This is a genomic window from Pseudarthrobacter sp. NPDC055928, from assembly GCF_042270935.1.
Lineage (GTDB): Bacteria > Actinomycetota > Actinomycetes > Actinomycetales > Micrococcaceae > Arthrobacter.
In genome coordinates, this window is sequence record NZ_JBHJZH010000034.1 from 1 (window position 1) to 14,240 (window position 14,240).

Genomic DNA, 14,240 nt, shown 5'->3' on the forward strand with positions numbered 1-14,240 from the left:
CCCGAATTCGGGTGTCGCCAGGCCATTTCCGTGTCCTCAGGTATTTGGTGTGTCGCCAGCCCGAGTGCGCGTCGCCGGTGTCAGGAACCAGGCCGCCCGGGCCATTCCTTGCCAGCCCAGGGGTCGTAGTCAGCGATGAGTTCCTCCTGCGGCGGACGCTTGGCTTCGGGCACGTGCTGCAGGTTCACCCGCACCCGGTACCAGAGCGAACTTGATCCGCGCATGCCGTCAACGAGCACGTCGGCGGGATGAAGTTCGGGTACGACGTCGGTATGCCGGCTCTTCCACTCATCCAGCGCCGCGAGCGCCTCGGGTTTGGTCTTGGTGCGGGCCACCTCGATGAGCGGCATCACCGACTGCCGGCGGCCCGAGCCGTCGCCGCCGCGCGGTGGCTTCTCGGCGGGCCCGAGCTCCTTCGCCAGCGCGAGGAGGCTCTCGAGTGAGCCGACCGCGTCGTCGATGCCGTCATGTGGATCGCCCTTTTCTGCGAAGCGTTCGGGCACGGTCAGTACCGTGAACTGTTCCGGCCGGGCGGAGCGGACCTCGTCCCAGGTGAGCGGCGTGGAGACCCTGGCGTCGGGCAGCGGCCGGATTGAGTATGCCGATGCCACGGTGCGGTCCTTGGCATTTTGGTTGAAGTCCACGAAGACGCTCTCGCCGCGCTCCTCCTTCCACCACCGCGCGGTGGCCAGGCCCGGCGCGCGGTTCTCCACCTCCCGGGCGAGGGTCTCGGCTGCGAGCCGCACGTCGCGGTAGGACCACTTGGGTGCGATGCGTACCAGGATGTGCAGCCCTCGGGACCCGCTCGTCTTGGGCCACCCAGCCAGTCCCATATCGCCGAGCACCTCCCGCGCCACATACGCAACGTCGACGATCTGGGACCAGTCGACGCCGGGCATTGGATCGAGGTCCACGCGGAGCTCGTCGGGATGCTCAAGGTCCTCGGCGCGCACGGGGTGCGGGTTGAGGTCCAGGCAGCCAAGATTCACTACCCACGCCAGCCCCGCAGCATTCCGGATGACGGCTTCTTCAGCCGAAGTGCCGGACGCGTAGTGCAGGGTGGCTGTGTCGATGAAGTCGGGGTGGTTCTCAGGCACGCGCTTCTGGAAGAACGCCTCGGCGTCGATGCCCTTTGGGAAGCGCTTGAGCACCATGGGCCTGCCGCCGGCACCGCGCAGAGCACCATCGGCAACGGCGAGATAGTAGCGCACGAGGTCGAGCTTCGTCAGCCCGGGCTCGGGGAACACTACCTTGTCCGGACTCGAGATCCGGACCTCGGCACCATCAATGTCAAGGATTTCGGCCGGAGTCTTCGACGGGCTCATGCCGCCACGCTAGCAACGATCGGATGTCGCAGCCAGAGCGGGCAGGTACCGAAGTGCCTAGGGCCTAGCCGTTTACCAGCCTCCGGGCTGCGGCGGAGTGCTCCGCGATGAGCCCTGCGATGTCCAGTCCCGGAATCTGCCCGTCGACCACGCGCCATTGGCCACCCACCATCACCCGGTCTGCCCGGTCCGCCGCGCACAGCAGAAGTGCGGCGATGGGATCGTGGCTGCCCGAGAAGCGAAGATCGTCCAGCCGGAACAGGGCCAGGTCTGCCTGCATCCCGGGTGCCAGCTGCCCCAGCCCGTGCCGGCCCAGGACGGCCGCGGAGCCGCGCGTTGCCCACGCAAGCGCGCGCTCCACGGGGACGTCTGCCCCGTAGCGGAGCCGCTGCAGGTACAACGCCTGCCGGGCTTCGAGGATCATGTTGGAGGCATCGTTCGACGCCGACCCGTCCACTCCCAGCCCCACGGGGACTCCCGCATCCTCCAGTTCCAGGACCCGCGCGGTGCCGGATGCCAGCCGCATGTTTGAGGTAGGGCAATGCGCGACGGCGGTGCCCGCGGCTCCCAGCCTGGCGATCTCGGCATCGCTGAAGTGGATGCCGTGGCCCAGCCAGGTACGGTCGGTCAACCAGCCCACGCTGTCCAGGTAGTCGACGGTGCGCAGGCCGAACATCTCCTTGCAGAATTCCTCCTCGTCCAGGGTTTCGGCGAGGTGGGTGTGCAGCCGGACGTCCAGTCGCTCCGCCAGCAGGGCGCTTTCGGCCATGATTTCCTTGGTCACGGAGAAGGGAGAGCACGGGGCCAGCGCAATCTGGATGACGGCATCGGCGCCGCGCTCGTGGTACTGGCCGATCAGCCGTTCGCTGTCCTCCAGCACCACCTCCGGAGCCTGCACCGTGGACTGTGGCGGCAGGCCGCCGTCGTCCGTTCCCAGCGTCATGGAACCGCGGGTCAAAGTGGCCCGCATGCCCAGCCCGCGCACCACGTCCACTTCAATATCGATGGCGTGTTCCAATCCGTCCGGGAAGAGGTAGTGGTGGTCGGCCGCGGTGGTGCAGCCGGAGAGCAGGAGTTCGGCAAGTGCCACGGTGGTGGCCAGTTCCAGGTCCTTGGGAGTGAGCCGGGCCCAAACCGGATAGAGGTTCTGCAGCCAGGGGAAGAGGGGCGCATTAGCAACCGGGCCCCAAGCGCGGGTGAGGGTCTGGTAGAAGTGGTGGTGGGTGTTGATCAGGCCGGGCAGCAGGACGTGGTTGCCGGCGTCGAAGGTGTTTTGGCATGGTGCCGAGGGCTGCTGGCCCGCAGCAAGAACCTCCACGATGATGCCTTCCCTGACCACCAGGCCGCCCGAGGCGTCGAGAGCATTGGCGGTGAAAGCGGCCTGCGGATTCCTGATCCAGAGGCGGGAGGCTGGACTGTGGGGGACGAGGGTCATGGGATTCCTTTGGCTGGGAGTCAATACGGCGATGCCAGCTCAGTGAAGCCCTGTCTGCTGATCCAGGTGGCCGCGGCGGAGGGCAGCTGCGGTTGGGGATCAGCGTAGGGGCGCTGCAGGCAGCCCGTCAATGGCACCGGGCGCGCAGCCAAATATGACTGCCGGGTGGTGATGGCCCCGTAACAAGGATTTCACATTGCGAAATTAAATTTCCAGAAAACTATGGCGCAGGCCACAGAGCGGTGCTAACCTCGATCTTGCCAAAGGCGGGCACCCGGACTGTCGGGAAGCTATCTACCAGGCGCAACTTAACCTTCACAGCACATGCTGAAGCCTGGTAACCGTCGCACCTGGTTCTACTGGTCCTGCAAGCGGCAACAGGCTTCCCGGCAATAAGGAAGTCGCATCATGAGTACCACCGTCACGGCCGAACAGTATTTGGCCCGATCCATCCAGTTGGCGACAGCCAACGTCCTGAACAGCGGGGGCCCGTTCGGGGCCATGATCGTCACGGCTGATGGCCAGACGTTCGACGGCGTCAATCGCGTCACCGCCGACAACGATCCCACCGCGCACGCCGAGGTCACCGCGATCCGCACCGCCTGCAAGGAACTGGGCACGTTCGACCTCACCGGCGCCGTCCTCTACACCAGTTGCGAACCATGCCCCATGTGCCTGGCCTCCGCACTGTGGGCGCGCGTCCAGCGGGTCGTCTTCGCCGCGGACCGGCACGACGCCGCTTCCGTCGGCTTCGACGACGCAGTCTTTTACGAATACTTTGAGAACCGCGACAGGGATGTCCTGATGCCGGTGGCCAAGCTCGGGTTGGACGATCCGCAGGCACCCACGCCCCTGGAGCCGTTCAACACCTGGAACACGCTCGAATCCAGGATCGACTACTAGGGCCCGGTGGCAGACATGACCATCCTGGATCATTCCCACGAGGAGCATTCGGCTCCGAAGCCCGCACCCAGGCCCAAGCCTCCGGTGCCGGATTCATTCCTGGACCGCTTCTTCCAGATCACCGAGCGGGGCTCCACGCTGGCCCGCGAATTCCGCGGCGGCCTGGTCACCTTCTTCACCATGGCGTACATCGTGATCCTCAACCCGCTGATCTTGGGCGGGTTCGCGGCGGACAACGCTCCCACCGACGTGGCGGGCGGCTGGCTGTCTGCGGCCCAGGTGGGTGCGGTCACCGGGCTCACCGCCGGCGTCATGACCATCCTCTTCGGACTCGTCGCCAACCTCCCGTTCGGCCTGGCCGCCGGGTTGGGCATCAACTCGTTCCTGGCCGTCTCGCTCATCCAGGAAGTCACCTGGGCCGAGGCCATGGGGCTCGTGGTGATCAACGGCATCCTGATAGTCCTGTTCGGCATCACCGGAGCCCGCACAGCGATTTTCCGGGCCGTCCCCAAGGAACTCAAAGCCGCCATCACGGTGGGAATCGGCCTGTTCATCGCCTTCATCGGTTTTGTGGACTCCGGCTTCATCCGCGCCACGGCGGGCGGCCCGCCCGTGCAGTTGGGCGACGGCGGCTCCATCACCTCCATCCCCACGCTGGTCTTTGTGGTGGGCCTGCTGGCCATGGGCATCCTCGTGGCCCGCAAGGTCCAGGGCGGCCTGCTGATCGGCATCGTTGCCACCACCGTGCTGGCGGCCGTCGTTGAGGCCGTGATGAAGATCGGCCCGGCCAGCGCCACGAACCCCGGCGGCTGGCACCTGAACACCCCGGTCCTCTCCGGCCAGCTCGTCTCCGCCCCGGACCTGGGCCTGGTGGGACAGTTCGATATGTTCGGCGCCTTCGGCAGGATCGGTGGGCTCGCAGCCACCATGCTGGTGTTCACCCTGGTCTTCACCAACTTCTTCGACGCGATGGGCACCATGACGGGCCTGGCGAAGAGTGCCGGAGTGGCCCACAAGGACGGCACGTTCCCGCGGCTCAAGTCCGCCTTCATCGTCGAAGGCTTCGGGGCTGTGGCGGGCGGCGCCACCTCGGGTTCTTCCAACACGGTGTACATCGACTCCGCGGCCGGGATTGGCGAAGGCGCCCGCACCGGCCTGGCATCGGTGGTCACGGGTGTGCTTTTTCTGGGCTCCATGTTCCTCACCCCCCTGACCAGCGTGGTCCCGCTCGAAGTGGCGGCTGCAGCCCTGGTGGTGGTGGGCGCGATGATGATGGCGCAGATCCGCGAGATCAAGTTCAGCAAGTTCTCCGTGGCCCTGCCGGCCTTCCTCACGATCGTCACCATGCCGCTGAGCTACTCGATCGCCAACGGCATCGGCGTGGGCTTTGTGTCCTGGGCCATCATCGGTGCGGCCTCAGGAAAAGCGAAGAAGATCCATCCGCTCATGTGGGTGGTCAGCGCCGGCTTCCTGGTGTACTTCGCCCGCGGCCCGATCAACCTGCTGCTGGGCGCCTGACCGCCCTCCGCCCAGCACATTCAACGCACAACCGCCGGACCGGTGCTTTGTCCGGCTCCCGATAGGAACGACAATATGGAAACCACCGCCACGCCGGAAGAAGGAGTGCCGCCATGCTGGACCTGATCCCTTCACTCAGTTCCTGGCCGCCCGCCCTGGCCGGCGAACGGTACGCTGTGGCCACCGTTGTGGCGGCCACGGGCTCGGTGCCGCGCCCGGTGGGAACGTCCATGCTGATCGCCGAATCCGGGGCCGTCCTGGGCAGCCTGTCCGGCGGTTGTGTGGAAGGCGCCGTGGTGGCGCTCGCCCTGGAGGCAATGCACGACGGCGGCACGCGCCAGGGGACGTTCGGCTACAGTGCCGCCGATGCCTTCGCGGCAGGGCTCACCTGCGGCGGCGAGCTGACGATCCACATCGAGGCCGCCGACGCAGGGCCTGGCACTGGGTCTGACGCGGGGTCTGGCAATAAGTTGCGGGAAGCCCTCGGGCAGCTCGCCTCCCTCCCGCCGGGGGAGCCTGTGGCGTTGGTCCGCCGGCTGGATGCCGGCGGCAGCGGCGCCGTCGTCATTGCGGACCCGGCCACGTTCAGCGTGGCCGGGACTCCGGAAGTCACAGCGCTCCTGGGCCTGGACGGGGAACCTGGCCTGGACCGGACCCGCGTTGGGCAGCTTGAGTCATTCCTGTGGAGCGGATCCACTGGGGTGCTGCATCTGGCCGCGCCGGGCAGCTGCGGCAGCGAACCCGTCGCCCTCCTGGTCGAGAGCAGGATCGCCCCGCCCCGAATGCTGGTGTTCGGCGCCAATGACTTTGGTGCGGCCCTGGTCCCGGCAGCCAAACTCCTCGGTTACCGGGTCACCCTGATAGACGCCCGTCCCGCCTTCGCCGCGCAGGCACGGTTTGCCTGCGCCGACGAGGTGGTCGCTGACTGGCCGCACCGGTATCTCGCAGCAGAAGCCGCAGCAGGCCGGCTGGACCAACGCACAGTGGCCTGCGTGCTGACCCACGATCCCAAGTTCGACATCCCGCTGCTGGAAGCGGCGCTGGCCCTGGACCTTGCCTATGTCGGTGCCATGGGGTCGCGCCGCAGCCACCTCCAGCGCGTCGATGACCTCTTGGACGCGGGCGTGCGGCCGGAACGGATCGCGCAGCTGCACTCGCCGATCGGGCTGGACCTCGGTGCCGTGACCCCGGCCGAGGTTGCCGTGTCCGTCACCGCGGAGCTCATCGCATCCCGCAACAGGAAGTCCTCGTGCACGCCGCTGCGGGAGACCTCCGGACCCATCCACCAGCCCGCCGCCCGGGCCACCGGGCGCCCGGCGCCCACCACCATCAGCCAGCAGGAGATCGCATGGACATGAACACCATCGAGGCGGTGGTCCGCACCACGGACCCCGCCGACTGGCGCGACGGCGATGCCTGGCTGGCCGGCGGCACCGTCCTGTTTTCCTACGGCAGCTACGCCTTCAGGCCCGAACCGCTCAAGCGGCTCCTGGACCTGGGTTCGGCCGGCTGGACACCCGTGACCCTCACCGACGACGGCATCGAGCTGGCCGCGACGTGCACAGTCGCGGAACTCTACGCACTCCCGGATTCGCCGGACTTAGCCCGCCGGGGCTGGCCCGCGCTGGATCTCTTCCGGCCCTGTTGCGACTCCTTTGTGGCCTCGTTCAAGGTCTGGAACATGTCCACGGTGGGCGGGAACGTCTGCACGGCACTTCCAGCAGGGCCCATGACCTCCCTCTGCGCCGGGCTCGATGCCGTGGCCACCATCCTGGGGCCCGGCGGAAGCACCCGCGCCGTCCCCGTGGCCGACTTCGTCACCGGGGACGGAACCAACTGCCTGGCACCCGGCGAGCTGCTGCGCAGTGTCCACCTCCCGGCGTCGGCCCTTGCGTCCCGGGTGGCGTTCCGCCGCCTGTCCCTGAGCAACCTGGGACGCTCCGGAGTACTGCTGATCGGAAGGCTCGACGGCGGCACGTCCCTCATCCTGACCGTCACCGCCGCCACCAAACGGCCCGTGCAGCTGCGCTTCGGGCACCTGCCGGACACGGCGGAGCTGGCCGCAGCGCTGCGTGACGCCATTCCCGAAAACCATTACCACAACGACATCCACGGGCTGCCGGCCTGGCGGCAGGACATGACGTACCGGCTCGCGGAAGAGATCCGCGCCGAGCTAGCTGCCCCCGACGGGGCATCGGACGTGCCTGTTTCCGGCGACTTCTGGCCACCCCAGCCGGCCAGCAATCAGCTGCCGCGTACTTCGCCGCAGCCACCCGGCATCCCACAGCAGGAAGGGGCCTGAGCATGGCCATCGAAATCAACGGCACGGCGGCGTCAGCTGAGCCGCGCCCGGGGCAGTGCCTGCGGACGTACCTGCGCGAGCAGGGCAACCTGGGCGTCAAGAAGGGATGCGACGGCGGCGACTGCGGTGCCTGCACCGTGCACGTCGACGGCACTCCTGTCCACAGCTGCATCTACCCGGCCGTCCGTGCCGAGGGACACGCCGTGACCACCATTGAAGGACTCGCCGGAACGACCGGCGCCGCGGGCGGCGAACTTCATCCTGTCCAGCAGCAGTTCCTGGAACGCCAGGGCTTCCAGTGCGGCTTCTGCACCGCCGGCATGCTGATGACCGCGGCAACGTTCACCGACGAACAAAAGGACAACCTGCCCCGCAACCTCAAGGGCAACCTCTGCCGTTGCACCGGCTACCGGGCCATCGAGGACGCCGTCTGCGGGCACGCCGGGCATCCGGACCCCGCCGGACAGGGCTCCGGCATCGCGGGCGAGGGCCAGCCCGAACCGCGGCCCGGCGGGATGGGCGACGACGTCCCCGCGCCCGCCAGCCGCGCCGTGGTCACCGGCACCGCCCGCTACACCCTTGACATTCCCGCCGACCAGTTGCCCGGGCTCCTGCACCTGAAGCTCCTGCGCTCACCGCACGCCCACGCCCGCATCCTCAGCATCAACACAGAAGCGGCGCTGAAAGTACCCGGTGTGGTAGCGGTGTTCACCCACCAGGACGCGCCGGAACAGCTTTTCTCCACCGCCCAGCACGAGCTCTACACGGACGATCCGGACGACACCCGCGTGCTCGACGACGTGGTGAGGTTCCGCGGCCAGCGGGTCGCCGCCGTCGTGGCAGAATCGGTGCCCGCCGCCGAAGCGGGAGTCCGGGCGCTCGCCGTAGAGTACGACATCCTCGACGCCGTGTTCACCCCGCAGGACGCCATCCGCCCCGGGGCGCCTACTCTCCATGGGGAGAAGGACGCCCTCACGGCCCGGATTGCCCGCCCCGAACAGAACGTCGTGGCCGAACTCCACTCCGAACTGGGAAGCGTGGAGCAGGGCTTCGCGGCCGCCAGCTTCATCCACGAGCAGACGTATCAGACGCAACGGGTCCAGCACGTCGCGCTCGAGACCCACGCCGCCATCGCGGAGGTGGACAGCGATGGCCGGCTGCAGGTCCGCACGTCCAGCCAGGTCCCGTTCCTGGTCCGCCGCACGCTCTGCCGTGTTTTCGGGCTGCCCGAGGAACAGGTCCACGTGGTGGCCGGCCGCGTGGGAGGCGGGTTCGGCGGCAAGCAGGAACTGTTGACGGAGGATATCGTGGCGCTCGCGGCCCTGAAGCTGGGCCGGCCCGTCCAGCTTGAACTGACCCGGACCGAGCAGTTCACCGCGACCACCACCCGGCATCCGTTCACCATCAGCGTCAAGGCCGGGGCCAGTGCCGCCGGCCGGTTGACCGCCCTGAAGCTGGACGTCCTGACCAACACCGGCGCGTACGGGAACCACGGCCCCGGAGTAATGTTCCACGGCTGCGGCGAGTCCCTGGCTGTCTATAAATGCGATAACAAAAAGGTTGACGCCCAGGCGGTGTATACGAACACTGTCCCCTCCGGCGCCTTCCGCGGCTACGGCCTGAGCCAGATGATCTTCGCGATCGAATCCGCCATGGACGAGCTCGCCATCGGGATCGGGATGGATCCGCTGGAGTTCCGCCGCCGGAACATGGTGCGCGAAGGCGACGACATGCTGTCCACCCATCCCGAGCCGGAGGAGGATGTCCACTATGGCAGCTACGGCCTGGACCAGTGCACGCGCCTTGTCCGCGACGCCCTGGACCGCGGTGCGGAACGTTATCGAGCGGCGGGGCTGGACCGGCTCGGCCCGGACTGGGTGACGGGGGAGGGCACCGCGCTGTCCATGATCGACACCGTACCGCCGCGGGGCCACTTCGCCCACTCGAAGCTCCGGCTCCTGCCGGACGGAACGTACCAGGCCGACGTCGGCACCGCAGAGTTCGGCAACGGCACCACCACGGTGCACGCCCAGCTCGCAGCCACCGCGCTGTCCACAGAGGCCTCGCGGGTTGCTGTGCGGCAGTCCGACACTGACCTGATCGAGCACGACACCGGCGCGTTCGGGTCCGCCGGAACGGTGGTTGCCGGGAAGGCGACGCTCGCAGCCGCGGAGGAACTTGCCGTCCGGATCCGTGCCTTCGCCGCCGGGATCAGGCAGGTCCAGTCCTCCGGTTGCGTCCTCGACGGTGACACCGTGGTGTGCGAGGGAACCCCAGTACCGCTGGCGGAACTGGCGCACGCCGCTGCGGAAGCCGGCGTCGAACTCGCTGCCGAAGGGCGGTGGGGCGGCACGCCCCGGTCCGTGGCCTTCAACGTGCATGGCTTCCGCGTGGCGGTGAACCGTGGCACGGGGGAACTGCGGATCCTGCAGAGTGTGCAGGCTGCCGACGCCGGCGTGGTGGTCAATCCCCGGCAGTGCCGGGGCCAGATCGAGGGCGGGATCGCGCAGGCGCTGGGTGCGGCACTCTACGAGGAAGTGGTGGTGGACGACGCCGGCCGCGTGACCACCGACATCCTGCGCCAGTACCACATTCCCACCTTCGCCGACGTACCCCGCAGCGAGGTGTACTTCGCCGATACCAACGACAAACTGGGCCCCTTGGGTGCGAAGTCCATGAGCGAAAGCCCGTTCAACCCGGTGGCACCTGCCCTGGCGAATGCCATCCGGAACGCTACCGGCGTGCGCTTCGCATCGCTGCCCATCGCCCGGGACAAGATCTACCTTGGCCTGAGGGACGCCGCCGCGCCCACCGTCCCTGTGCTGAAGGAGGCCATATAGTCGTGGGATGGAACAGCGCAGATTAGGCAAGACCGGACGGAACGTCTCCATCGTCGGGCTGGGTACCTGGCAGCTCGGAGCTGACTGGGGCAACGTGGACCACGGACAGGCGCAGGCCATCCTGGCCGCCTCAGCGGAAGCCGGCGTCACGTTCTTCGACACCGCCGACGTTTACGGCGACGGCAAGAGCGAGCAGGCCATTGGCGCGTTCCTCAAGGACAACCCTGGGCTGGACATCACAGTGGCCACCAAAATGGGCCGCCGCATGGACCAGCAGCCGGAGAACTACACCCTGGCCAACTTCCGCCAGTGGGTGGACCGCTCCCGGAAGAACCTGGGCACGGACAGCCTGGACTTGGTCCAGCTGCACTGCCCGCCCACGCCCGTCTACAGCAACGCGGAGGTCTACGACGCCCTGGACACGCTGGTCTCCGAAGGTGCCATCCGCAACTACGGCGTCAGCGTGGAACGCACCGACGAAGCCCTCGAAGCCATCAGGCACGAAGGCACGGCGTCCGTCCAGATCATCCTCAACGCCTTCCGGCTCAAGCCGCTGGACGAGGTCCTGCCAGCTGCGAAGGCTGCGGACGTGGGCATCATCGCCAGGGTTCCGCTCGCGTCAGGCCTGCTCTCGGGCAAATACACCAAGGACACTTCGTTCGCGGAGAATGACCACCGCAACTACAACCGAACCGGCGGATCGTTTGACGTCGGGGAGACGTTCTCCGGTGTGGATTATGAGGTGGGGCTGAAGGCCGTGGCCGAGTTCGAGCAGTTGGTCCCGGACGGTGTTGGCACCGCGCAGGCGGCCATCGCCTGGATCGCCGCGCAGGACGGCGTCACCTCCGTGATCCCTGGGGCGCGCAACGCGGACCAGGCCATCGCGAACGCTGCAGCGGCCGGCGTTTCCCTCAACGGCGAATTCGACGAGGGCGTGCGCTGGATTTACGACCACTACTTCCGCGAGGCCATCCACCCCCGCTGGTAGCGCATGAGCACCCATTCCATCAGCGCCTTCGTGGAGCGGCTTTCGGCCGTGCCGTCTGGGCCGGCACGCAATAACTTCTTCGCTGCCGCCGACCCGGGAAATACGCAGCGCCGGCGGAACCTGGAGATTTATCTTCAGGAAATGCTGGACCGCGCTCCGAAGGTACTGCTCCTGGGTGAGGCGCCGGGGTTCAGGGGCATGAGGATCACGGGAGTTCCCTTCACCAACCGCACCATGTTCGAGGGGCCGGCCAACCGGTTCGGACTGTTTGGGCCGGGCAAGGGCTACGCGCTGCCTGAGGAGGCGGCCGGGGTCGCGTCCGAACCCACCGCTACGGTGATGTGGGACGTCCTCGCGGAACTGGACTTCCTTCCGCTGCTGTGGAGTTCCTGCCCGTGGCACACCCATGTGGCGGGGCGGCCGTTGTCCAACCGCACGCCGACAGCAGCCGAAGCAGACCTCGGAACTCCCTTCGGGCAATCGCTGACCGAGATTTTTCCGATCCAAACTGTGGTGGCGGTGGGCAACGTGGCGCATCGCAGCCTGCTTCGGACCGGCGTGGACGCGCCGAAGGTCAGGCATCCCGCCCATGGAGGGCGGTCCGCGTTCAAGCGCGGCTTGCAGGAACTCCTCTTCGCCGGTGGTGGCTAGCCCAGCAGGTAGAGCTGCTCCGGGGTGTCAACATCCTCGCCCGTGGACTGGTCGCTGCAGTCCACCTCGTCCACTAGCTCCGGGTGGGACTGCAGGAAGCCGCGTGCCCCGGCGTCGCCCGTTACCGTTTCGGCAACAGCCGCCCGGAGTCCGACGTCGATGAGCAGCGGATGCCCGCGGCGGACTGGAACATCGGCGCGGCCTTGACTGCCGCCGTCGCGATAGGCAGCTGCGGTGATCCGGCCCGGACGGTGGGCGGCCAGCAGGCGCCTGACGGTTCGGGGCGTGAGGCCGGGCTGGTCTACCAGGGCAACCAGCAGGTGATCCTGGTGATGGGCCGTGGCGTTGCCCAGCAGGAACGAACTGCCCATCCCGGACTGCCAGTCTTGGTTCACAACAGTCCGGTAGCGGTCCAGTTTGGCCATCGCTGAGACATCGGCAGCGCCGGCGCCGAGCACCACCACCACGTCGCGGCAGCCGCCGTCGAGCAGTGTTCCGGCGATGGATTCCACGAGCGGCCGGCCGCGGTAGGGAAGAAGGGCCTTGGGTCCCTTCCCCAGCCGCGTCCCGGCGCCTGCGGCCAGGACAACAGCGGTGGTCCTGGTCTCAGCGGTGTTCCCCATAACTTCAGACTATCCACATGACATGGCAGTTGGCGGCAATGTCCTCAACGGGCATTGCCGCCAACTTGCCATCTGGTGGGTCAGGCGTCGCCGCCCGCGCCTCCGGTGGTGCCGGCATTGACGTCAAGGAGCTTGTAGCGGTCCATGGCGTATTGCGGTGCGCCTTCCTCCACGTCGCCCCTCGCCGCGAGCAACTGCAGCGTCTTCACCACGATGGAATGGGTGTCGTTCTTGAAGAAGCGGCGTGCTGCTGCGCGGGTGTCGGAGAAGCCGAAGCCGTCCGCGCCGAGCGAGGCAAACTCGTTTGGCAGGAACTGGCGGATCTGGTCCGGGACGGCCTTCATGTAGTCCGAGACGGCCACGATGGGACCCTGGGCGTCGGCCAGTTGCTTCGCCACAAACGGTGTCCTGGCGGGTTCGCCGGGGTTGAGGAACGCTTCTTCCTCGGCAGCGAGGCCGTCGCGGCGCAGTTCGTTCCAGGACGTGACGGACCAGACGTCGGCGGAGACGCCCCAGTCCTCGGCCAGGAGCCGCTGGGCTTCCAGCGCCCACGGCACGGAGACGCCGGAGGCCAGGATCTGGCTCTTGGGACCTTCAACGCCCGACGCCGACACACGGTAAATACCCTTCAGGACGCCTTCGACGTCGAGCTCCTCGGGTTCGGCCGGCTGGGTGATCGGTTCGTTGTAGACGGTGAGGTAATACATCAGGTTCCGGTCGGTGGCCGAACCTGCGGGTCCGCCGTCGGGATGTTCGCCGTACATCCGTTCGATGCCGTCGCGGATGATGTGGCCCATTTCGTAGCCGTAGGCGGGGTCGTAGGTGACCACGGCGGGGTTGGTGGCGGCGAGGATGGGGGAGTGGCCGTCGGCGTGCTGGAGTCCTTCGCCGGTGAGGGTGGTCCGTCCTGCGGTGGCGCCGATGATGAAGCCGCGGGTCATTTGGTCCGCTGCTGCCCAGAAGGCGTCGCCGGTGCGCTGGAAGCCGAACATGGAGTAGAACACGTAAACCGGGATCAGGGGCACGCCGTGCGTGGCGTAGGCGGTCCCGGCTGCGGTGAAGGCTGCGACGGCCCCGGCTTCGTTGATGCCGGGGTGGATCAGCTGGCCCTGCGCGGATTCCTTGTAGGCCAGGACGAGGTCCCGGTCCACGGACAGGTAGTTCTGGCCGCCCGGGTTGTAGATCTTCGCCGTCGGGAAGAACGCGTCCATGCCGAAGGTCCGGGATTCGTCCGGAACGATGGGCACAATCCGGTGCCCGAACTTCTTGTCGCGGAGCAGGTCCTTCAGGAGCCGGACAAAGGCCATGGTGGTGGCGGCCTGCTGCTTGCCCGTGCCGCGTTTGGCGACGTCGAACGTCTTCGCCTCGGGCAGTTCAACGGCCTGGTGGTTCGGCCGCCTTTCGGGGACCGCGCCGCCCAGCACCCTTCTCCGCTCGAGGAGATAGGCGATCTCGGGCGCATCTGCACCGGGGTGGTAGTAGGGCGGGCTGTAGGGGTCTTCCTCCAGCCGGGCATCGGAAATGGGGATCCGGAGGTAGTCGCGGAATTCCTTGAGGTCCTCGAGGGTGAGTTTTTTCATCTGGTGGGTGGCGTTGCGGCCTTCGAAGTGGGGTCCGAGTCCGTAGCCCTTGACGGTTTTGGCGAGGATGACGGT

General features: G+C 67.5%; 10 protein-coding genes and 1 pseudogene. 7 read left to right on the forward strand and 4 right to left on the reverse strand.

Features of this window, described 5'->3' with window-relative positions:
* Positions 1–80: 80 nt before the first annotated feature.
* Complete coding sequence (ligD, locus tag ACFC25_RS22330) at positions 81–1,325, reverse strand: non-homologous end-joining DNA ligase (protein WP_376049210.1); 1,245 nt, start codon at positions 1,323–1,325, stop codon at positions 81–83.
* Between the two features lie 64 nt (positions 1,326–1,389).
* Positions 1,390–2,760 carry an 8-oxoguanine deaminase gene (locus tag ACFC25_RS22335; RefSeq protein WP_376049213.1) on the reverse strand — a complete coding sequence of 457 codons (1,371 nt, stop codon included), beginning with the start codon at positions 2,758–2,760 and terminating at the stop codon, positions 1,390–1,392.
* A gap of 408 nt (positions 2,761–3,168) precedes the next feature.
* On the opposite strand from ACFC25_RS22335, the gene ACFC25_RS22340 reads away from it, so the two are divergent.
* The 7 genes from ACFC25_RS22340 to ACFC25_RS22370 all read left to right on the forward strand — a co-directional run bounded on the left by ACFC25_RS22340 (position 3,169) and on the right by ACFC25_RS22370 (position 11,962).
* Positions 3,169–3,663, forward strand: a complete 495-nt coding sequence (locus tag ACFC25_RS22340) for a nucleoside deaminase (RefSeq protein WP_337352303.1) — start codon at positions 3,169–3,171, stop codon at positions 3,661–3,663.
* A gap of 15 nt (positions 3,664–3,678) precedes the next feature.
* Positions 3,679–5,181: an NCS2 family permease gene (locus tag ACFC25_RS22345; protein WP_376049216.1), complete on the forward strand. Its 1,503-nt coding sequence runs from the start codon at positions 3,679–3,681 to the stop codon at positions 5,179–5,181.
* 113 nt (positions 5,182–5,294) lie between these two features.
* Positions 5,295–6,539, forward strand: a complete 1,245-nt coding sequence (locus ACFC25_RS22350; protein WP_376049219.1) for an XdhC family protein — start codon at positions 5,295–5,297, stop codon at positions 6,537–6,539.
* Positions 6,530–7,483: an FAD binding domain-containing protein gene (locus ACFC25_RS22355; protein ID WP_376049222.1), complete on the forward strand. Its 954-nt coding sequence runs from the start codon at positions 6,530–6,532 to the stop codon at positions 7,481–7,483. Before ACFC25_RS22350 ends, ACFC25_RS22355 begins: the two co-directional genes overlap by 10 nt.
* Positions 7,484–7,485: 2 nt before the next feature.
* Entirely contained in the window at positions 7,486–10,323 is a 2,838-nt protein-coding gene (locus ACFC25_RS22360) for a molybdopterin-dependent oxidoreductase (protein ID WP_376049224.1), read from the forward strand.
* 7 nt (positions 10,324–10,330) lie between these two features.
* Positions 10,331–11,311 (forward strand): aldo/keto reductase, encoded by a 981-nt coding sequence (locus tag ACFC25_RS22365; protein WP_337348877.1) that lies wholly within the window; start codon positions 10,331–10,333, stop codon positions 11,309–11,311.
* Positions 11,312–11,314: 3 nt separating this feature from the next.
* Entirely contained in the window at positions 11,315–11,962 is a 648-nt protein-coding gene (locus ACFC25_RS22370; RefSeq protein ID WP_376049227.1) for a uracil-DNA glycosylase, read from the forward strand.
* On the opposite strand, the gene nboR is transcribed toward ACFC25_RS22370, so the two are convergent.
* Entirely contained in the window at positions 11,959–12,585 is a 627-nt protein-coding gene (gene nboR, locus ACFC25_RS22375; protein ID WP_376049229.1) for a nicotine blue oxidoreductase, read from the reverse strand. The two genes, ACFC25_RS22370 and nboR, sit on opposite strands and share 4 nt — an antisense overlap.
* 80 nt (positions 12,586–12,665) lie before the next feature.
* Positions 12,666–14,240, reverse strand: a pseudogene (locus ACFC25_RS22380) (pyruvate dehydrogenase (acetyl-transferring), homodimeric type); the annotation flags it as partial.